General features: G+C 40.9%; 18 protein-coding genes. 8 read left to right on the top strand and 10 right to left on the bottom strand.

Annotated features, from left to right (window positions below; all coding sequences use genetic code 11):
• Positions 1-50: 50 nt before the first annotated feature.
• From SYN7509_RS0218340 to SYN7509_RS0218325, 4 genes are all read left to right on the top strand, one after another.
• Positions 51-458, top strand: coding sequence for a universal stress protein (locus SYN7509_RS0218340; protein ID WP_009631643.1), 408 nt, complete (start codon positions 51-53; stop codon positions 456-458).
• A gap of 102 nt (positions 459-560) precedes the next feature.
• Entirely contained in the window at positions 561-1,427 is an 867-nt protein-coding gene (gene ylqF, locus SYN7509_RS0218335; protein WP_009631642.1) for a ribosome biogenesis GTPase YlqF, read from the top strand.
• 186 nt (positions 1,428-1,613) lie between these two features.
• Positions 1,614-2,741: an LbetaH domain-containing protein gene (locus tag SYN7509_RS0218330; protein WP_009631641.1), complete on the top strand. Its 1,128-nt coding sequence runs from the start codon at positions 1,614-1,616 to the stop codon at positions 2,739-2,741.
• A 9-nt stretch (positions 2,742-2,750) separates the two neighbouring features.
• Entirely contained in the window at positions 2,751-3,449 is a 699-nt protein-coding gene (locus tag SYN7509_RS0218325) for a carbonic anhydrase (RefSeq protein ID WP_009631640.1), read from the top strand.
• Here SYN7509_RS0218325 and SYN7509_RS0218320 read toward each other — a convergent pair.
• The 7 genes from SYN7509_RS0218320 to SYN7509_RS0218285 form a co-directional block, all read right to left on the bottom strand.
• The gene (locus SYN7509_RS0218320) at positions 3,442-4,632 is read right to left on the bottom strand and encodes a glycosyltransferase (RefSeq protein ID WP_009631639.1); all 1,191 of its coding nucleotides are present in this window, start codon (positions 4,630-4,632) and stop codon (positions 3,442-3,444) included. The genes SYN7509_RS0218325 and SYN7509_RS0218320 overlap by 8 nt on opposite strands.
• Positions 4,633-4,635: 3 nt before the next feature.
• Positions 4,636-5,961, bottom strand: coding sequence for a diguanylate cyclase (locus tag SYN7509_RS26375; RefSeq protein WP_009631638.1), 1,326 nt, complete (start codon positions 5,959-5,961; stop codon positions 4,636-4,638).
• 99 nt (positions 5,962-6,060) lie between these two features.
• Complete coding sequence (locus tag SYN7509_RS0218310) at positions 6,061-7,095, bottom strand: PulJ/GspJ family protein (protein WP_009631637.1); 1,035 nt, start codon at positions 7,093-7,095, stop codon at positions 6,061-6,063.
• A gap of 47 nt (positions 7,096-7,142) precedes the next feature.
• A complete protein-coding gene (locus SYN7509_RS27780; RefSeq protein WP_009631636.1) occupies positions 7,143-7,778 on the bottom strand; it encodes a prepilin-type N-terminal cleavage/methylation domain-containing protein in 636 nt (211 codons plus the stop codon).
• Positions 7,756-8,259 (bottom strand): type IV pilus modification PilV family protein, encoded by a 504-nt coding sequence (locus SYN7509_RS0218300; protein ID WP_009631635.1) that lies wholly within the window; start codon positions 8,257-8,259, stop codon positions 7,756-7,758. The genes SYN7509_RS27780 and SYN7509_RS0218300 overlap by 23 nt, the downstream gene beginning before the upstream one ends.
• Complete coding sequence (locus SYN7509_RS0218295; RefSeq protein ID WP_009631634.1) at positions 8,260-9,618, bottom strand: hypothetical protein; 1,359 nt, start codon at positions 9,616-9,618, stop codon at positions 8,260-8,262.
• Between the two features lie 230 nt (positions 9,619-9,848).
• Positions 9,849-11,189, bottom strand: coding sequence for a cytochrome P450 (locus SYN7509_RS0218285; RefSeq protein WP_009631633.1), 1,341 nt, complete (start codon positions 11,187-11,189; stop codon positions 9,849-9,851).
• 199 nt (positions 11,190-11,388) lie between these two features.
• Between SYN7509_RS0218285 and SYN7509_RS0218280 the strand changes: the two genes are divergently transcribed.
• The 3 genes from SYN7509_RS0218280 (at position 11,389) to SYN7509_RS0218270 (ending at position 16,192) form a co-directional block, all read left to right on the top strand.
• The gene (locus SYN7509_RS0218280) at positions 11,389-13,602 is read left to right on the top strand and encodes a phosphoketolase family protein (protein WP_009631632.1); all 2,214 of its coding nucleotides are present in this window, start codon (positions 11,389-11,391) and stop codon (positions 13,600-13,602) included.
• Positions 13,603-13,705: 103 nt separating this feature from the next.
• Complete coding sequence (locus tag SYN7509_RS0218275) at positions 13,706-13,996, top strand: hypothetical protein (RefSeq protein ID WP_009631631.1); 291 nt, start codon at positions 13,706-13,708, stop codon at positions 13,994-13,996.
• 525 nt (positions 13,997-14,521) lie between these two features.
• Complete coding sequence (locus SYN7509_RS0218270; protein ID WP_009631630.1) at positions 14,522-16,192, top strand: alpha-amylase family glycosyl hydrolase; 1,671 nt, start codon at positions 14,522-14,524, stop codon at positions 16,190-16,192.
• Here the strand turns inward: SYN7509_RS0218270 and SYN7509_RS0218265 are convergent, their stop codons facing one another.
• Positions 16,193-16,876: an SDR family oxidoreductase gene (locus tag SYN7509_RS0218265; RefSeq protein ID WP_009631629.1), complete on the bottom strand. Its 684-nt coding sequence runs from the start codon at positions 16,874-16,876 to the stop codon at positions 16,193-16,195. It lies immediately after the preceding gene.
• Positions 16,877-17,201: 325 nt separating this feature from the next.
• Here SYN7509_RS0218265 and SYN7509_RS0218260 point away from each other — a divergent pair, with 325 nt between their 5' ends.
• A complete protein-coding gene (locus tag SYN7509_RS0218260) occupies positions 17,202-17,411 on the top strand; it encodes a hypothetical protein (protein ID WP_009631628.1) in 210 nt (69 codons plus the stop codon).
• 39 nt (positions 17,412-17,450) lie between these two features.
• Here SYN7509_RS0218260 and SYN7509_RS26365 read toward each other — a convergent pair whose 3' ends face one another.
• Both SYN7509_RS26365 and ribD read right to left on the bottom strand, forming a co-directional pair.
• Positions 17,451-17,954: a hypothetical protein gene (locus SYN7509_RS26365; protein ID WP_009631627.1), complete on the bottom strand. Its 504-nt coding sequence runs from the start codon at positions 17,952-17,954 to the stop codon at positions 17,451-17,453.
• Positions 17,955-18,040: 86 nt separating this feature from the next.
• On the bottom strand, positions 18,041-19,138 hold the full coding sequence (gene ribD, locus SYN7509_RS0218250; protein WP_084610743.1) for a bifunctional diaminohydroxyphosphoribosylaminopyrimidine deaminase/5-amino-6-(5-phosphoribosylamino)uracil reductase RibD: 1,098 nt from the start codon (positions 19,136-19,138) through the stop codon (positions 18,041-18,043).
• Positions 19,139-19,223: the final 85 nt, after the last annotated feature.

Raw genomic sequence — 19,223 nt, 5'->3', positions numbered from 1 at the left:
TTTAGCACCGTCCACATTTTACCGGAGCAAGGTAGCGTAGGTATCTATTCATGTTTAAGACTGTTTTATTTCCCATCGATCGCAGCCGAGAAACTCAAGAAGCGGCAGAAGTTGTTGTCAACATTGTGCAGCAGTATCATAGCCGTTTGGTGCTGCTATCGGTGATAGAATCGCCCACAGAAGAATCTCCAGGCGAACAAGTAATGACTTCCCCCGAAGCCGTAGCCCAGTTATTGCAAAATGCCCAAGCTTTATTTAGTCAGCAAGGTATCAGCGCGGAAGTTTTAGAAAGAGCAGGTAAGCCAGCTTTTACAATTTGCGATGTAGCTGATGAAATTGGGGCAAACTTAATTGTTATGGGCTGTCGCGGATTAGGATTAACCGAAGATGGAGCATCCGAAAGCGTCACCAACCGGGTTATTAACCTTTCTCCTTGTCCTGTGCTGGTAGTCCCTTAATAATATTTAGAGCGATCGCACCAATCCCGTAGCGGCAGTATATGTGTTAGCAGTACAACAGATGTGTTGCACTGCTTGAAGCTTTAGATAATAAAACTATTTATGAAAACTACTCCTATCCAGTGGTATCCCGGTCATATAGCTAAGGCAGAAAAAGCCCTCAAAGAACAGCTAAAACTCGTAGATGTAGTTTTAGAAGTACGAGATACAAGGATTCCTCTAGCAACTTGTCATCCCCAAGCCCAAGAATGGATAGGTACTAAGGAGCGAGTTTTAGTATTAAACCGCTTAGATATGATTTCGCCTGCCGCTCAACAAGCTTGGATGCGGTGGTTTAGAGAGCAAGGAGAAGAACCATATTTTACCGACGCGCAAGCCGGGAAAGGGATAACCGCCGTTGCCAAAGCCGCCCAAAAGGCAGGAATAGAACTCAATGAGCGGCGACAACTGCGCGGAATGCTACCGCGTCCTGTTCGAGCGGTGGTAATTGGGTTTCCGAATGTGGGCAAATCAGCTTTAATTAATCGCTTACTCAATCGGCGAGTTGTAGAAAGTGCGGCGCGGGCGGGGGTTACTCGTCAGTTGCGTTGGGTGCGAATTTCTGACCAACTAGAATTATTAGATGCGCCGGGGATTATTCCTATTAAACTAAATAATCAAGTAAATGCGTTTAAACTAGCTATTTGCGATGATATTGGCGATGCTTCCTACGATAATCAACGAGTAGCAACAGTTTTAATTGAGTTGCTGCAACAATTAGCAATTAATTCCCCAGTTTTTTTACCAAATAATCCTTTATTAACGCGGTACGACCTCGATTTTGCTGAGATGACGGCGGAAGATTATTTAATTGCATTAGCGCAAAAACGCCATCAAGGAGATATAGAGCGCACCGCTAGGCAAATGTTGACAGATTTCCGTAAAGGTGCATTGGGTGCGATCGCTCTGGAAGCCCCACCGGAAATATAAATTTTCCTAGTAGTTAGTTAAATTCGCCGTATATTTACTTAAGCAGTTTAAGAAAAATAGTAAGTTTATCAGTCTTTTCCGTAAAAACTCTGATTGAATCTTGACTATTTAATCTTAAATTTAGCTGTTGTGTTGTAATTTGTTTTACACTCACTCAAAAAAAATTGATTTTAGGAAACGATATTTATGTTTAAACTTCGCTCTGTTGCGATCGCACTTACTGGACTCTCTACCCTTGCTGTAGGTGTAGAAGTTCTCGCTCAGTCGGGAATGTCTAAATTGGTGGTAGCACCTTCAAGCTTCGTTAGCCCTTTGGTAGACTTATTTGGAGATGTAGCGATCGGTGAAAAAAGCTTTGTTGCCTCCAATACTATTGTTAGCGCTGAACCTGGCACTAAAATTTGTATTGGTAATGAAACCAACTTACAAGACAATATTCACTTTTTAGCGTCGCGGAATGCTCCCGCTCCGGCGGCAGATTGTGGGGCAAAATCAAGCAGTACCCAAAATCGAGTTAGTATTGCTCACCAAGCAGTAATTAAAAATTCTAAGCTAGGCAACTTCAATTTTGTAGGCTTTAGAGCGCGAATTACTAATAGCACTCTTGAAGACGGTGTGTTTGTACTGCACGGTGCAACCGTTACTGGTGTTAGAATTCCTAAAGATCGCATTGTGCCAATCGGCGCTAAAATTACCACCCAAGCTCAAGCTAATGCACTAAAACCTAAAGCCGAAGCAAATTCCGAATTTCAAAACGAAGTATTGGAAGTTAACGAAGAATTTGCCGAGCATTATAACGAGCTATATCAAGAAAAAGGCTACGATGGCGTAACAGGTGTAGGTGCTGCACCAAAAACTTCTTGGAATACTAAGCCTGTAGCACCAACTATAGGTAAAAATGTTCGCCTAGAAGAATTTGCGCGGATTGTAGGCGATGTTCGATTAGGTGCAAATAGTGTAGTGGGCGAAAGATCGTCAATCCGGGCGGATGAAGGTGCGCCGATTATTATTGGTAATAATGCTGAAATTGAAGATCGAGTAACTTTTCACGCCCTCAAAGGTACAAATATCAAAATTGGCAATGGTCTTAATACCGATGATAATATTGTTTTTCACGGCCCATTGGAAGTTGGCAATAATTTAACTATCGGCGACGATGCGGTATTGTTTAAATCTAAAGTGGGAAATAATGTAACTATTGGAACGGGTGCGGTAGTTGTAGGGGTAACTTTGCGCGATCGCGTATCTATTCCCGATAATGCCTTAATTACTACTCAAGCTCAAGCTGATAAACTCCCACGAGTACGTCGTTAAGGTCAAGTAATGAGTCGGACTAATCGGTTTATCGGTCGTCGAAATTTTATCAAGCTAGGTGGTGGCGCGATAGTGGCTCTTAGCAGTCCCTTAATGCAAGTTCCTACCGCCTTTGCCCAACAATTGAATTTCCAGCCTATTAGTCCGGCTTTGGCGCTCCAAGAGCTAATAGAAGGCAATCAAAGGTTTGTTCAAGATAAACGAAGAAACCCTCATCAATCGCGATTACGTTTAGCAGAAATTGCCACTGTCCAACATCCTTTTGCTTCCATTCTTAGCTGTGCTGATTCGAGAGTTCCGGCGGAAATGATTTTTGATGCGGGTTTGGGAGACTTATTTGTAGTCAGAATCGCGGGTAATGTTGTTAGTCCTAGAGTTATGGGCAGTTTGGAGTATGCTACCAAAATACTCGGCTCTCAATTAATTGTTATTTTAGGTCATGAAAGATGTGGAGCAGTAACCGCCGCCGTTGAAGGTACACTGCTGGAAGGGGAAATCGGTACTTTTGTCGCCGATATTAAGCCCGCACTAGCTAGGATAAAGGATATGGAGGGCGATCGCATTGACAACGCAGTAATTGCCAATGTCCAGTATCAACTAGAAGTATTAAACAAGTCAAAACTGTTGACTGATTTAGTTACCCAAGGCAAACTACAAATTATTGGTGGGCGCTACGATTTAGATACAGGGGAAGTAACTATTATTTAACTAAACCCATATCTTGCAAGCCTTGGCGTAACTGTTGCGCTGCTACGGGGTTTTGCTCGTTGTGTAAAGCAATGGCTCTATTAAAGGCGGCTAAACTATCGGCTACTAAACCAGCTTTTAATAAAACTACCCCTAAGTTTTGATAAGCTTCGGCGTAACTGGGATGAATAGAAATTGCTTTTTTATAAGCTGCTATAGCTTCAGTCAAATTCCCCATAGCTTTGAGCGTTATTCCCAAGTTGTAGTAACCAGTAGCAAAATTAGGATCGATGTTGACCGCCGTTTGGTAAGCAGTTTTAGCAGCGATTAAGTCGCCCGTTGCTCGTTTTAAAGCCCCCAAGTTATTGTAAGCGCCGAGTTTGAGCATTGGATAAACCGAAGATGCGATCGCACTTTCATAATGAGACTGAGCGTTTTCTACCTGTTGCACTTTTGTATAGGCAATTCCTAAATGGTAGTGAAGTTCGTAACGAAGATCAGAACTAACATCTTTTGCTTGTAAACCCCGCTCTAATAATTCCATACCTTCGGCTAATAAATCCTGCTCAACATATAAAGCACCCAACTTGCTGCAAACGTAAGGATCGTGAGGATGGGTGGCTAAAAAGCCTTCCATAGCGGTTCTAGCTTTATCAAACTTGTTTAATAAGGCGATCGCATTTTTTTGATAACCTACATGATTGATCGCTACTCCTGGCAAATTGCCGATTTTCCAATGAGATTCTCGCTCTAAAATTAATGTCACGCTATCATCTACCGAAGCATGATAAGGACGAGCAAAATAAATATTGGAATGACGGCGAAACAAACGAGAAACCAAAGAGTAGGGAGAACTTGCCGCTCCAACTTCATAGCGTAGTAAATTAATTAGCAAATAGGCTTCGTTATTTATTGCTTGCTTGAGACTGGGGACAATTTCTGGGACTAATACTTCATCCGCGTCTAGTACCAATACCCAATCACCTCGAACGTACTTTAGCGCTTCATTGCGGGCGGCGGAAAAGTCGTTACACCATTTATATTCGTACACCCTAGCGCCGAAACTAAGGGCAATTTCAGAGGTGCGATCGCTTGAACCTGTATCGAGCAAAACTATCTCATCTACGACACCAGCGACGCTACTTAAACATTTGGGTAAAGCTGATTCTTCATTGAGGGCGATCGCACACAGGCTAAGTTTCATTGTTTAAAATATCTTTTTAACGGTTAAGCTACCGTACATAATAATTTGATTGCGACCAGAGCGTTTAGCGGCGTAAAGAGCCTGGTCTGCGGCATAAATTAAGGCTTCTTGAGTACCTCCATCGATGGGGAAAGTTGCAACTCCTCCACTAATTGTCACATTAATTGTTTGTTGTTCGTTTGTAAATAAAGCAGAGTTAGAAATTAGCTGGCGGATTCGTTCTGCTACCGTGTAAGCACTAAAAGCTGATGTCTCTGGAAGAATTACGACAAATTCTTCGCCCCCGTACCGTCCTACCACATCTAAGGCTCGAAATTCTTGCTTAAGCAAAGCAGCAATAGTCTGCAAAGCCAAATCTCCTACTTGATGACCGTACGTATCGTTTAGTTTTTTAAAGTAGTCGATATCTAGCATTAATAAACTAAAATAATGACCAAAACGCCCAGAGCGTTCTAGCTCATTTTTTAGCTGTGAGTTGAACTCGCGGCGATTGTATAATCCGGTTAGCTCATCTAAAATTGCTAAATTTTTGAGTGCTGTTTGGCTTTGTTGTAGCTTTTCAATCATGAGGTTAAATGCTGCGGCTAATTGTCCTAATTCATCTTGGTTTGCCAGGCTGATGCGATAAGAAAAATCACCACTTCCTAACTGTGCGACTCCTTTTTCTAAAACGCTTAATGGCTCTACAATCGAGCGAACCATAATCGTGCTAGTGATAATTGCCATACTGACACCCAATAGAAAGGCGATCGCTACAATTATTCTCACTTGCTGTTTAGCTAACTCGGCTTGACGTAAACTTTCATTTATTTGAAAATCAGTAAGTTGTTTGTATAACTTGTCGAGGTTACTAACAACTTGAGAATTGCGATTGTAGAATTGTTCGGCAGCTTGGGCGGCGTGGGAATTGGTGGCGGGATCGGCATAGGCAAAAATAGTTTGACCAATTGCTAAAGTTTCTTGCCATTGTCTCTGACTGGCTTGGAGCAATTTTTTTTGTGCTGGCAAATTAGAAGGCACGTTAAGCAGAGCGGCAAAGGTGCGATTTATTTCTTGACTGTTGCGAAAAAAGTCATTTCGCGCTATTTGATTACCGTCAATCATGTAATCTTTAACTGGTTTTGAGGTGTCAATAATTAAAGCTTCTAGGTCGGCAAGGGGAAACAAAACTTCTAGAGCTTGATTTTCGATCTTTCCAAAAGCATTAATGCCTTTTTCAAAGTAAAAAAGCGCACCTCCTGCTAACACTACTAAAGGCACAAACATCGCTCCCATGGCGATCGCCAAACGAGTTTTTACCGATAATTTGTGTAAGTTAGGGAGCCTCATTATTGGCTAAAGCAGGATATCTTATCTATATTAGTTTCCCTTTTTTTTTAATTATGCAAACCAGTGTTAATACTCAATTAATAGTTGCAAAAAATACAACTACTTAGGCTCGCATACTTGATTACTGGCAATTTGAGTATTTGAGTCAACTATTGCTGTAACGGTATAACAATTTAAGTCGTTGAGATTGCCAGATAGAGTGCTAACAGTATTCAAAGCAGAGCCATTATATATTTCTGTATTAGCCCCATTAACACGCTGAACAAGCTTAAAAGTGACGTTATTAGAACCTGTCCACGTCCAAGCTAAATTCATTGTATCGCTGCTAGAAAGTCGCGTTCTCGATAAAGTTAAGACTACAGTTGTTGTACCACTAAGCCTTGAAACCGCTCTACTAGCAATATTGTAAGCCTTTGTATTCGTACCTCTGCTGCGTAAATAAAGGTCTACTTTCAGACCCTCCGTGCAAGCATAAAATCCTCCACTACCAGACAGAACGGCCGGGGCGGTGCAATTGGTGGGGTTGATGTCAATATCGGAAATGGCATCAACAAAAATATCCCCACTTATAGGATTGTTACAGGGGTTTATAGTGCCGTCACGGCTGGGTATACGTCCGTAGCGATTGATTACTTGGGGGTCTAACCATACCCCGGTATTGGCACGAATATCGTAAACAACGCGATCGTGGTTACTAGGTTCTGGTGGCGCAAACCCCGCATTTGGACTATTTGCCGGACAAACCGCCGGAGAATTGGCGATCGGTATTTCTAGATATAAAACAATATTGCCATAATCGCCTAGCTGCGAAAGATTCAGCCCGGAACTTGCAACCACATCGTCCAGCGTAACGGTTGTACCATTGGCGGCGGTAGTAGCAGTAAAATTTATTCTCTGTGCCATGCGGATTTCATTAGTCAAAAAATCAAAGGCACGGTTGAGGTCTACTTGTCTTTCAATGGTAGCTTCTGCTCGATTATCCATAGTCAAAATTGTAGTTATTCCAAAGCCAGCAATGCTAATAACAATTGTACTAATTACAACGGCTACCAATAGTTCTATTAAGGTAAAACCCTGATTAATTTTTTGCCAATTGAGTAAACTTTTAAAAAAGGTGAATATTTTAGTTTTCATGGGTTTAAAACTTATACACAAGTATTTAAGTTAAATTTAATTTATTTTTAATAAGCAGTGCAAATTCCTTTTTTGCTAAGTTTAGAATTATTGTTGATCTTACCTGTATAGTTGCCAACTCTAGTCAATCCTAAAATATTAGATATAGCAATACATTTTTTAGTTAAAGCTGGATTTTTGTTGAGATAAAAAACAATTTTACCAGTATTATCTTGTGGTGAAATAGATACTTGATACCAACTCATTTCTGTATAATTTGGCTGAACTGTCCCTTGACTTGCTTCTAAATCATCTTCTGGATCTACTATAAATTCTGCTGTTCCCAAAATACCAAAGTTGATATTAATGGTGTTGCCAGGTGAACCAGAATTTTTACTAATGTTAGTAGCAATATCTGCTTGAGTAGACAAATTACTTACTTCACCTAAACAATAACTCGTGACCGTGCGTTCTACAGTATTTAAACCAACACTACAAACTTGGCTTTTGCGAATAGCCTCTCTTTGTCCTGTTTGTAATGCTGCTCTTACTTCGATAACAGCATTGTTTAGATTAATTTTATCAACAAGACTAATGAAACTAGGAATAGTAATTGCGCTTAAAATTCCCACAATTAAAATAATTACTAAAATCTCAATTAATGTAAAACCTAAGTTTTTTTTAGGGGCATTTAAACGTGGCATTGGCTATTACCTCTGTACTAATAGTTGCGATCGCACTGCCGCCATTAGCTGGCGTAACACTATAATTTAATCTAAGCAATTTAAAAGGATCGAAAGAAGTAGCATAATCTGCGGTGCGCGTCATCGTAAAACTTGTACTACCAAAGCTTCTAACCCCAAAGTTTTTTGGTGTACCGCCAATACCTGTCGGATCGTTAAGCAATCCCGCCGCTAGTCCGTTACTTGCTACCGTAGCGCTGCATTTTGTCGAGTAGGGGGTAGCATTTTGCTCGTATTGTTGGGCGATGGCGATCGCTTGTTCTAAGTCTTCCTGAATCCACACTATAGCGCGATCGTACTGATCGGCACGAGCTTTAAAAATTGCTGCAACTACCATTAAGTGCATGGCAATTGCGAGAAATATCGTTATTATTAGCATTGAAACTACAACTTCAATGATTGTAAAACCCTGGGAAAACAATTTCTTTTTTGATTGCAGCATTTATAATTGTTGACGCTGCCAATTTTTTACAGATCCAAACTTTTTAGTTCCTGATAAGCCTATACTACTGGCAATATCTGACAAACTAGATAAATCATCGGGTACAGCTATGCCAGAATTACTACCAGACGTATTAGTAATTACTTTTGCCCACACAACGCCATCAATATTTGTATTCCCAATACGTGGGCAACCACCGCCAGAACCTCCTAATTGTAAGTTGCCTGTAGGGGAATAGAAAAAAGCATTTTCAATACAAGGCGTGCCATCAATTTGTGTTTGACTGTCAGTAGAGATAATAATCCGCAAATCTCCTACTTTTGGGGGTATACCATCAGTACGGAAATTGACAATTTTTGCAGTTCCTTTGACAGTTACAGAACTGTTTACATATATATATACTGACCCATTAGTAGTGTTAACATTTATAGTTTTATTGGCAATATCTATTTTGCCTGCTTGATAGCGTGTAATTCCGCTACTTGCTCCAGCAAGTGGTAAATTAAAACTATCAGTAATATCACCTAAATTTGCGCCTTGAGGAGCATAAGCAAAAGTAGGATTTAGTTTACACGCAACAATTTTTCCTGCTACATTGTCGTTACTAAAACTATCATTTGTACCGGATTTGATCGCGTTTAAATAATCTGGTCTATTAGCATCGCCAGGCGCAGCAGCAGCAGTTAAGCTTTTATTAGCAGAAAAAGCAGGATCGTAGTAAACATTTCCATTGCTACCAATCACCTCACGCCCTGATAGTTCCATTTTTTCCACTGCCACAACACCAGGAAAATCGCTGATAATTGAGTCAACAGTAATAGTTACTTTAAGTAGTGAAACTGAGTTATTCTGTTTACCTTCTACTAAGAAAGTGCCTGTACTACTGGAATTATGATAACGATAGGCTTTAAGCGTATAAGAGTCGCCACCAATTGAGCCGTTATGGGTAGCGTCAGGAGTTCCGGGACTAGCAATAGCGCTGCATGGAGAACTACCACCGAAGCTTGTCCACTGATTTACTAAAGTTGTTTCTTCGTCACCATTATTTAAAATCCCATCAGCTCCTAGATAAGTTTTGTTAGTTTTCGGATTTATAGCATCGTAATTTCCGGTTAATAATACTCTATTATTAGCTTTCGTAAGTTGAGCCAAAGTTCTAGCTACGCCTCCTTCAGCTACTGCTAAACTTCCCCCAGTTTGTTTGCGTGCAGACGTGTTGAGGCGAAGACTATAGGATTTAGCAACGGCTGCTACTCCTACTAAAATCATTACAATTCCCATTGTTAAGGCAATCGGTAAAACAAAACCGCGATTTCTACAGGAAATTTTAAAAGCTGTTTTTAAATTATTCACTTTCATAGAGTATTAATTTATACTTTAAATATAGCAATCCTATTTGATTCATAAACATTATCCCGTAGGGGCGCAATGCATTGCGCCCCTACGACCTTCACAATTAATTTATACTTTAAATAAGACGGTATGAATAATAAAGTAATTGCTCTCATCAAAATTAACATCTAAATTATTTTTTAAACGATTAGCTACAAAAGTTTTACATTTTATACTTATTGCTTTATAAATACGTACTAACACTTAGTTTTTAACCACATTTTTACGCCTCCCGATGGTGCGAGAGTGATACCGCGACGTACAGGTTGCACTGGTTTAGTTTCGGCTAAATTCATTTGCCATTGTGACAAAACTCTTGCTAGTACGAGTTTCATTTCAAACATAGCAAACGCCATCCCAATACAGCGCCGATTGCTACCGCCAAAAGGGAGAAACTCGTAAGGTGAGAATTGACGCTCTAAAAAACGTTCGGGTTTAAACTGTTTTGGTTCGGGATAAATATCTTCTCGCTGATTGGTTAAATATATACAAGGTGTTAATTGTGTCCCCGCAGCGAAGTCATAACCCATGATTTGCATAGGTGCTTTTAAAATGCGCGAGAAGGTAAACATAGCAATGGGATAAATTCGCAAAGTTTCTTGACAAACCGCCGTTAAATAAGGCAGTTTAACAACTACATTTGGATCGAAATTAGTCCCAATGGTAGTTAGTTCTGCTAATAGCTTAGACTTGACATTTGGTAACTTATGAATCCAGTAAAAAGCCCAGGCTAAAGCTGAGGCTGTAGTTTCATGTCCGGCAAATAACAAAGTTATTAATTCATCGCGCAATTCTGCATATGTCATTGATTGCCCATTTTCATCTTTTGCAGACATCATCAAGCTTAAAATGTCTTCGCCAAAAATATTATTGTTAGTTCTACGGGTTTCAATTTCATCATAAATCAACCGATTTATTGCTCTTCTTTGGCGGACAAATTTACCCCAAGGACTCCAAGCACCTAAATCTTTTTGCAACCCTGGAACAAATAACAAAGTAGAATTTAGGGGCGAACCTACGGCATCTAAAATTGAACTTAAAAGTTTTCTAAGTTGTTGAAATCTCTCGTTTTCATCTAAGCCAAAGACGGCTTTTAAAATTACTCTTAAAGATATTTCTTGAGTAGCCGATCGCACAGAAAATACTTCCCCAATTGCCTGTTGATTCATAATTTGTTCTGTGATTTCACAAATTAGCGTCCCGTAGGATTTCATGCGATCGCCATGAAAGGGAGGAGTTAGCAATTTACGTTGGCGTTGATGGCTACTTCCATCTAATAGTAATAGCGAATAATCACCTACTAAAGGATGTAAAATTTGATTCCCCACTCCAGAATCAAATAAATTGGGATCGGCGGTAAGTATTTGTTGAATTGCTTGGGGATGGCTGAAAAGGACAAAAGGACGAAAGCCACTTAGTTTAGAGATAAAAACATCGCCGTATTCTTTAGCATAGGCATCTAAACGCTGGGTAGGACGGGCGATCGCTTCCATTAGTTGGATAAATTGTGGTGTACTGGGCCCATTAATTACTTGCATAAATGTTTGATAATTTGAGACTAAACGATCTTATAAGCTTTGCTATCAAAAATTATTAGCTGATAGAAATAATCAATATTTTTTCCTGACATTATTGCTGAGTGCGGGATTAATGGAACTAATAAGCAAAAGTAAAGTATCCAAGCAACAGCACAACTGTAGAATAAACGTTAAATAATTAACTAGAAGGAAAGTAGGCATGACGGCATCGACTCAAGAAACAAAAGTATCAATTCCAGATTTTTGTCAAGGAATTCAGTATTTTGGCGAACAATTGCCAGAATTTGAGACGTATGGCAAAGAATGTGCGATCGCGCCTAATCAAACAGCGATTACTGATCCTCAATCCCCCGATGCTGTATTTCAAACCTTACTTGCAGCCGATGCCTTACGTTACCTAACATTGCAAGTTACCGCCAGCAAAGCATCAGGACATCCCGGAGGCTTTGCAAGTCAAGCGGAGGCTTACGCGGCTTTAGTTATGCTGGGGCATAAAAATATTATTACTGAAGTCGGACACCATGCCCCCGGTTTTTATAGTGCCATGTTTTTAGATAAGTCTTTAGAAGACATGGGAATAGTCAATGTGCAACAATTGCGCGACAGATACCGCGAAAAACACGGGCTTTTAGGTCATTTATCGGGCTTTATACCTGGTATTCTCGCCCCCGCAGGCCCATTAGGACAAGGGCAACATTTCGCCATGTCCGCCGCTAAACTGCATAGAGATAAGCTATTTCCCTTTACTGTCGGCGATGGTGGCTTGGGAGAACCGTATATTGTTAGTTCGATGGCGCACTTCCACACCGCTTATCCTGATGTAACTAACTTTTTACCTGTTTTAGTCTGGAATGGTTTTAGCCAAGAACATCACAGCATGGTTTCGACAAAATCTAATGCAGAGATGATTGCTTATTGGCAAGGTAACGGCTTTGAGGAAGTGATTTTAGTTAATGCCAAAGACTTTGACGACAAAAATCAACCAGGAGATTACGTTGATAGCACCGCTTTCTCTTTTGAGCATCGTTTAGAATTCACTAAAGCGGTGCTTGTAGCCGTCGATCGCGCTGCTAAATTGGCTTTGGGTGGCAAACTAACAGTATTGATTATTAAGCAGCTAAAAGGTGCGGGAGTACACGCTAAAGGGGCAAAATCTCATAACCTCTATGCCATGCACACTTTAGATAACGCAGAGATAGTAAACGCCCTCAAAACTCGTGCCTTAACCCCGGCGGCGTGGGAATTGGTGCGAAACAACTTTGAACGCTCTGGAGGAGGCTCGGCGGGGCGGACATCGGTTACAGAATCGGTTTATGAATTATCAGAACTGGGCGAACTAGGTTTAGAAGAATATGCTGTAGGGAGAGAACCCAAAGTAGCTACAACGGCTATGGGAAAAATCGTCGGGATGGTGGGAAAAAGCGATCGCAATTTTATTGTCACTAACGCTGATGGCAATGAAGCATCAGGAATTGCCAACATTAACCAAGCTTTAAAAATTGTCCACCCTACTACCGACGATCTATATTTTCAAAACCCTACTGGGCAAGTTTACGAACCTTTAAGCGAAGATGCTTGCGCGGGTTTAGCTGTGGGGTTGTGTTTAATGGGTAGCCGTACTCTATGGTGTTCTTACGAATCCTTTGCGATTAATGGTTTGCCAATTATGCAGACTGTAACTCAAGCAATGGCAGAATTGCGCCGTCCTACACCATCAGTTGTTACTTTATTTACTGCGGGGGCTTTAGAGCAAGGGCGCAATGGTTGGACGCACCAACGCCCAGAAATTGAGGCTTATTTTGCCGCTATGATGCGAAATGGCAACGTTTTCCCGGTATTTCCCCCGGATGCGAATAGTATTCAAACTTGCTATGAGTGGGCGTTATCTACTAAAAATAAAGGGATTGTAATTACTGCTAGTAAGTCGCCTTTGCCAATTCGGACTACATTCGAGCAAAGTAGACAAGCTTTAGTTAAGGGCGCGATCGCACTTCAAGATGTAAAAGGTACGAAAACAGTAGTATTTGCGGTAATTGGCGATATGGTACTTATGCCAGTTTTTGAAGCAGCGACTTATTTAGAAGCGCAAGAAATCGGGGTACGCATTGTTTCTGTTGTCAATCCTCGTCGCTTATATCGTCCTACCGATGTAGCTTGGGATACTTGCAGCGAACCCGATGGCGAATTTTTAAGCGATGGGGGTTTTGAGGAGTTATTTGGCGGTGATGCTTTAATTGGTGTAACTGCTGGTGCAAGTGGGATGTTAGAACCAATTATGTTACGCAGCAACTCAAAGCGCGATACCTTTGCTTGGAAGCGAGGAGAAACTACCGCAAGTCCCGCCGAACTTATGGCGTTTAATGGGTTAACGGCGGAAAACTTAGTTAAACGCGCCATGGAATTGCTTGGTTAATTGGGAACGGGTAATTTAGCAGTTTCCGATGCTCAATTACCTTCCCTTTTCTCAAAGTTGTGCTTAAATATACTGATAATTATCAAAGTTTGATTATCAATTTATGCACTATGTATTAATCATCCATGAAGTTGAAGACTATAAGTCATGGAAGAAGATTTTTGATCGGGCGGCGAATATCCGCTTTGATGCTGGAGAAAGAATTTATCAAGTTTTAAAGTATGAAAGTGATGCTAACAAAATAGTGCATTTTTCCGCTTGGACATCAATAGAGGATGCCAAAACATTTTTTGAATCTCCCGAACTCGTCAAAATCAGAATAGAGGCGGGTGTAAAGTCTCCAGAGTTTATCTATCTAGAACAACTAGAATCGGGTACGTTGCAGAGTTGCTAGTTTGTTCGCGTTTTTGGAACTTGCGCGATCGCTACTTTAATAGCAGCTTACTTTTTTTACAGGAATATACTCAATTTTCCTGTAGGTAGCGCCACTCGTGCAGGGGAAAACAATCAACTTTCTTTGTATTGATTACGCAGCGATAATTATGAATCTGTCTCCCGCAGCGAACTTTTATCCGAATTAAATTTAGAACTACTGGTGCATTGCGTATTGATACCTTCACAACTTGAAGCCATGACCCAATTTATGAATGAGATTACAAAGCCATAAATTTGAGCTTTCAATAACCATTTATCAAAAACTGCAATTCTTACTTAAAAATGTTGATTCTAAAACAAAGTTTAATTTGTAGCATTATTTATTTTTTTATTAATATAGATAATTAAATATTCCCGATAAAACTTCTGGATGTCTCTTAGGAAAGAAGCAAAAAACAAGTGAATGCTTGTAAATTTAATATCGGCGCTCGGCGCTGGTATTAATTACTAAAACTTTCTTTCCGCACAAGACAAAGGGAAATCGATGGCAAGTTCTATAGAGTTTAATTTATTTGCTCCACGCAATCAACAAGCGGCTTTGATTGGCTCTTTTTCTAACTGGGAAGACGTACCAATGGAAAAAGGCGAAGATGGCTATTTTCGCACTCAGGTAGATTTGGCGGATGGAGTTTATCAATATAAGTTTCGCATTCAAACAAAAAGTCCGCAGTTTGAAGCCGATAGCTGGATAGAAGTTGTCGATCCTTACGCTACAGATGTGGATGACGAAAAGAAATATGGTTTAGTTAGGGTCAAAGGTGGCGATCGCATTATTGATACCTATACTTGGCAACATGATAATGTCCCATTGCCAGAAAACCGTCAATTAGTTATTTACGAACTGCATATAGCTGATTTTACAGGCGGAGAAATAGACGACGACAGGAAAGGAAAATATACAGATGCAATTTCTAAATTAGACTATTTGCGCGACTTAGGCATAAATGCGGTTGAATTAATGCCCGTCAATGAGTATCCCGGCGATTATAGTTGGGGTTATAAAGTTCGTCACTTTTTTGCTACAGAGTCTAGTTATGGAACTACCGAAGAATTAAAGCAATTTATTGATGAATGTCATGCTAGAGGTATTCGGGTAATTATGGATGGGATTTATAACCATACAGATGAAGAATGTCCCCTATTGCAAATAGACCGAAATTACTGGTACTACGAAAATATGCACTACCCAGAAGATCCGGGAAATCATTGGGGCCCAGAATTTAACTACAATAACTACGACGAAAAACTAGATGTTAAACCCGCTTGGAAATACGTCGGGGATATAGTCCGTTTTTGGGTGCAGGAATATCATATTGATGGAATTCGTTTTGATGCGGTGCGCCAATTAGCTAATAATGAATTTTTAGACTGGGTAGCTCATCAATCAAAGAAAAATACCGCCAATAAACCATTTTATAATATTGCCGAAAATATCCCCGATACCAGTACCATTACTGCCCCTGAAGGGCCTTTAGATGCTTGCTGGCATGAGAGTTTTCGTTACTTTATCATGCCTCATATCTGCGGCGAAAACTTTAATTTAGGCGAACTCAAGCAAGTTTTAGATCCCAAGCAACAAGGCTATGCAATGGCGACAAATGTAGTCAATTATTTAGCTACTCACGATCGCCAGCGTACCATGAGGGAATTAGGCGATCGCGGTATTTTTGACGAGGCCGCTTTTACTAGAGCTAAATTAGGTGCTGTACTACTAATGACGGCGGTGGGTATACCGATGTTGTGGATGGGGGAGGAGTTTGGCGAACATAAGCGCAAAAGTGAAACTGTAACTCAACCGAAAAAAATTGCTTGGCCGTTGTTAAAACGAGAAGAAAATAAAGATTTATTTGTTTATTACCAGCAGTTAATCTCTTTACGAAAGGAATGTACCGCCTTGCAAAGCGACAACATTGAATTTTTCCACGAAAACCCAGAAGCGAGAGTTTTTGCTTACAGGCGTTGGGATGATTCTGGTAGTCAAGTAGTTGTAGTTATTAATTTAGGAAGTCATGTTTTTGACAGCTACCTAGTTGCTAATTTTCCTGCGGGTGAAGTGTGGCGCGAGTGGTTGGATACCTCGGAAGTTAAAATTGGTAGTGAAGGACTAACAGTAAACCTTCCTGAATATACAGCAAAGATATTTGTTAGCAATTAATTAACTTGGCACAGTTAAAGCTACGCCGTTATCTTTCACACTTAACTGGAGTAAGAAAGGCACAGCTTTTTTTACCCAGTTTTGAATTGATGTATAGTCGGCTGCTTCTTCACCGAAACAGATTTCTAACATATCTGTGTGAATGATACCAGGATTGAGAGGAACTGCTGCCATTTTTGACGGCAATTCTTGAGCCAAGGAGCGCGTAAGCCCTTCAATTGCCCACTTAGAAGCACAGTAGGGTGCAACTTGAGGAGAAGTAGAGCGTCCCCAGCCGGAACTAAAATTGACAATCACACCGTTGTTTTTTTCTACCATCGCCGGGACAAAATGGCGAATCACATTAGTTACTCCCTTAATATTTACATCAATAATGCGATCGCATTCGTCAGCGCTTATTTGCCAAAGAGATGCTAATTGATTGATTAAACCAGCATTGTTAATTAACAAATCCGGTGGCGAATATTGTGTAAGCACTTGATTTGCCCAAGTTTTTACTTGACTGTCGTTACTGACATCTACGGCGGTAAACTTGTGGGGAGAACCAAATTTTTGTTGTAACTTTTCTGCAACGCTTGGCGATCGCGTACAACCAATCACAGTATATTTTTTTTGCACAAACTGCTCTGCCATCGCTAGACCCAAACCCCGACTTACACCTGTAATTAAAATCAGTTTTGTCATAATTTTTTTAGTGTACGAGGTAGACTGGACTGTAAAGAGCGCCACAAAGTAGTTTTTTCAGGACAGTGTTTCATTTAGTGGCTAAGGCGATCGCCTATTATCTAATTGGACACACAACTAATTTGCCCTACTATTACTTGTTTTTGGTTACGCATCTGCACAAAGACATATTTGCCTCCTCATAACCGAGGGCAATTGTCAATATATAAATCCTATTGTTAAGTATTTAGTAAGTCTTGTATCAACTTGTGTGTTTCTTTGGTTGGTTTATGGTTCTCTTGAGTATATTCTTAAAAGATAAAGAAATAATTAAGAAGAGGTATTTATGACTCCAGCAATTTTACGTCAGCTGTGGTCTGTAGTCGAAACTACACAGGCTCATACTTTATTGAAACTCGATGATGCCAGCCTTGTACAGTGGTTGATCAAGCAAACCACTACCAAAACATTTTTAGATGGTAGCCAGACGGATATCCTCAGCGACTACATTGAGTCGCGTTTAACCTTAATTCGCGACTTAGCCCAAGAGCGTTAATTAGCAGCACAGCCACAGAAACTAGATTTAACTTAACGTTCAAGGTTTAGGCAAAGGTGCTACCGGAGGAAAACTTTGCATTGAACGAGTAGTAGTGGTGGCTAGAGATTGAGCCACAAAGGTATAGCCGAGGTAAGCTGGAACAACTACAGCAATCAATAGAGCGATCGCACTGAGCCATTTACTAGGTTGCCAGGAAGAACCATAAGAGCAGCGATAAGGATCGTAATTAAGAAATTCAGCTTTAATAATTTCTCTAAGGGCAATAGGTCGCTTGAAGCGCACGCGACGATCGTCTAACTTTTCAAGCAAAATCCAGCCAGCTTCCGCTTCCTCGGCACATAAAAACTGAAAAACTGCTGGATCGGCGAATAAATTGCGCTTGGCACGGACAATTTTAAACTCCCACCCTATTAAACGCGGATCGAGCAATTCTTGGTCTTGACTAAAGCCATCAGTATGATGGTCGGCAGTACCATTATGCTCGTAGGCTTCGTAAGGGGTCAACATTTCTTCTTCCTCTGCGTTTTGTTCTAAAGTCATAGGATAAATTATTAAAGTTTACTGCTAATAATTACGACATTTTTAAATACGGTACTACTGATAAACAGGCTACAAAATAGAGGAAATTAATTGACGATGGGTGGATCGACCTTAGCAATTTGCTTGATAGGTAAATAACCTTCCATCAAATAATCCGCGCCTACACTGCGCCAATGGTAGCGCTCTAAAGTGAGAGCTTGAGTCATGTTGGTCAAATCTAATTCACCTACGGGGGAAAAAGCCTGATTACCACCGATAATTTTGGGAGCAATAAAAGCAAGTACCTTTTGAACGGCTCCACAGGCGATCGCTTTAGCGGCTAAAGTTCCTCCACATTCCCACAATACGGACATTAAACCCAAAGAATATAAATACTTCATTGCCTCTGTTGGTGTCAAAGGGTTTAATTCTACAACTTTTACTCCTTTAGCTAAGAGCAGTTGTTGAAAATCTCTATTTACCCCCACTTCAGTCAATATCAAAGTTGGGGCGACTTCCATATTTTCCCACAAGTGAGCGTTTGCAGGCAAATTTAGGCTACGACTCATAACTACCCGCAAGGGATTGGCAGCATCAGCAAGCCTACTTGTCAGCTTAGGATTATCTAGCCTAACAGTATTCCCCCCCACAATCACCGCATCGCAAGCAGCCCGTAATTTATGTACTTCATTACGGGCAATTTCCCCAGTGATCCAGGCACTATGACCGTTACTTGTGGCAATTTTGCCGTCTAGAGTCATGGCGTACTTCAAAATGCCAAAAGGCTGTTGGTAGAGAATGCGATGAATAAAAGCTTCATTTAACTGACGACAGTCTGCTTCTTCGACTCCTACCACCACCTCGATACCCGCCGAGCGCAATCTAGCAATGCCACCGCCAGCGACGCGCGGATCGGGGTCTACCATCCCGACTACGACTTTGGACACTTGAGACGCGACTACTGCCTCGCTACAAGGAGGAGTGCGCCCGTAGTGATTGCAAGGCTCTAGGTTAACGTAAAGTGTTGCTCCCACGGCAAGGTTTCCGGCGGCAATCAGGGCAAAAACTTCGGCGTGGGGTTGACCTGCGCCGGGATGGAATCCTTCACCAATAATTTTGCCATCTAGGACTACTACCGAGCCAACTAAGGGATTGGGGGCGGTGCGTCCTAGGGCGTTACGAGCTAGAGACAAACACCGTTGCATAATCTCTTTATCAAAGGCAGTAACTACCGTTGGGGGCTGCGGATTGGGGGTGGCATCTGGGGGAACGTTCACGTAATAGATTATT

It is taken from the genome of Synechocystis sp. PCC 7509 (assembly GCF_000332075.2).
Taxonomy (GTDB): domain Bacteria; phylum Cyanobacteriota; class Cyanobacteriia; order Cyanobacteriales; family Chroococcidiopsidaceae; genus Aliterella.
The sequence above is the reverse complement of the archived record's forward strand: the minus strand, read 5'-3'. Positions and strand labels throughout refer to the sequence as shown.

Coding starts and splice junctions, on each gene's coding strand:
- SYN7509_RS26375 (WP_009631638.1), bottom strand. CDS start 5,961: ATGAGGCTCCCTAACTTACACAAATTATCGGTAAAAACTCGTTTGGCG.
- SYN7509_RS0218285 (WP_009631633.1), bottom strand. CDS start 11,189: ATGCAAGTAATTAATGGGCCCAGTACACCACAATTTATCCAACTAATG.
- SYN7509_RS0218275 (WP_009631631.1), top strand. CDS start 13,706: ATGCACTATGTATTAATCATCCATGAAGTTGAAGACTATAAGTCATGG.
- SYN7509_RS0218280 (WP_009631632.1), top strand. CDS start 11,389: ATGACGGCATCGACTCAAGAAACAAAAGTATCAATTCCAGATTTTTGT.
- SYN7509_RS0218300 (WP_009631635.1), bottom strand. CDS start 8,259: ATGCTGCAATCAAAAAAGAAATTGTTTTCCCAGGGTTTTACAATCATT.
- SYN7509_RS0218265 (WP_009631629.1), bottom strand. CDS start 16,876: ATGACAAAACTGATTTTAATTACAGGTGTAAGTCGGGGTTTGGGTCTA.
- SYN7509_RS0218330 (WP_009631641.1), top strand. CDS start 1,614: ATGTTTAAACTTCGCTCTGTTGCGATCGCACTTACTGGACTCTCTACC.
- SYN7509_RS0218340 (WP_009631643.1), top strand. CDS start 51: ATGTTTAAGACTGTTTTATTTCCCATCGATCGCAGCCGAGAAACTCAA.
- SYN7509_RS26365 (WP_009631627.1), bottom strand. CDS start 17,954: ATGACTTTAGAACAAAACGCAGAGGAAGAAGAAATGTTGACCCCTTAC.
- SYN7509_RS0218310 (WP_009631637.1), bottom strand. CDS start 7,095: ATGAAAACTAAAATATTCACCTTTTTTAAAAGTTTACTCAATTGGCAA.
- SYN7509_RS0218325 (WP_009631640.1), top strand. CDS start 2,751: ATGAGTCGGACTAATCGGTTTATCGGTCGTCGAAATTTTATCAAGCTA.
- ylqF (WP_009631642.1), top strand. CDS start 561: ATGAAAACTACTCCTATCCAGTGGTATCCCGGTCATATAGCTAAGGCA.
- SYN7509_RS27780 (WP_009631636.1), bottom strand. CDS start 7,778: ATGCCACGTTTAAATGCCCCTAAAAAAAACTTAGGTTTTACATTAATT.
- SYN7509_RS0218270 (WP_009631630.1), top strand. CDS start 14,522: ATGGCAAGTTCTATAGAGTTTAATTTATTTGCTCCACGCAATCAACAA.
- SYN7509_RS0218295 (WP_009631634.1), bottom strand. CDS start 9,618: ATGAAAGTGAATAATTTAAAAACAGCTTTTAAAATTTCCTGTAGAAAT.
- ribD (WP_084610743.1), bottom strand. CDS start 19,138: ATGCAACGGTGTTTGTCTCTAGCTCGTAACGCCCTAGGACGCACCGCC.
- SYN7509_RS0218260 (WP_009631628.1), top strand. CDS start 17,202: ATGACTCCAGCAATTTTACGTCAGCTGTGGTCTGTAGTCGAAACTACA.
- SYN7509_RS0218320 (WP_009631639.1), bottom strand. CDS start 4,632: ATGAAACTTAGCCTGTGTGCGATCGCCCTCAATGAAGAATCAGCTTTA.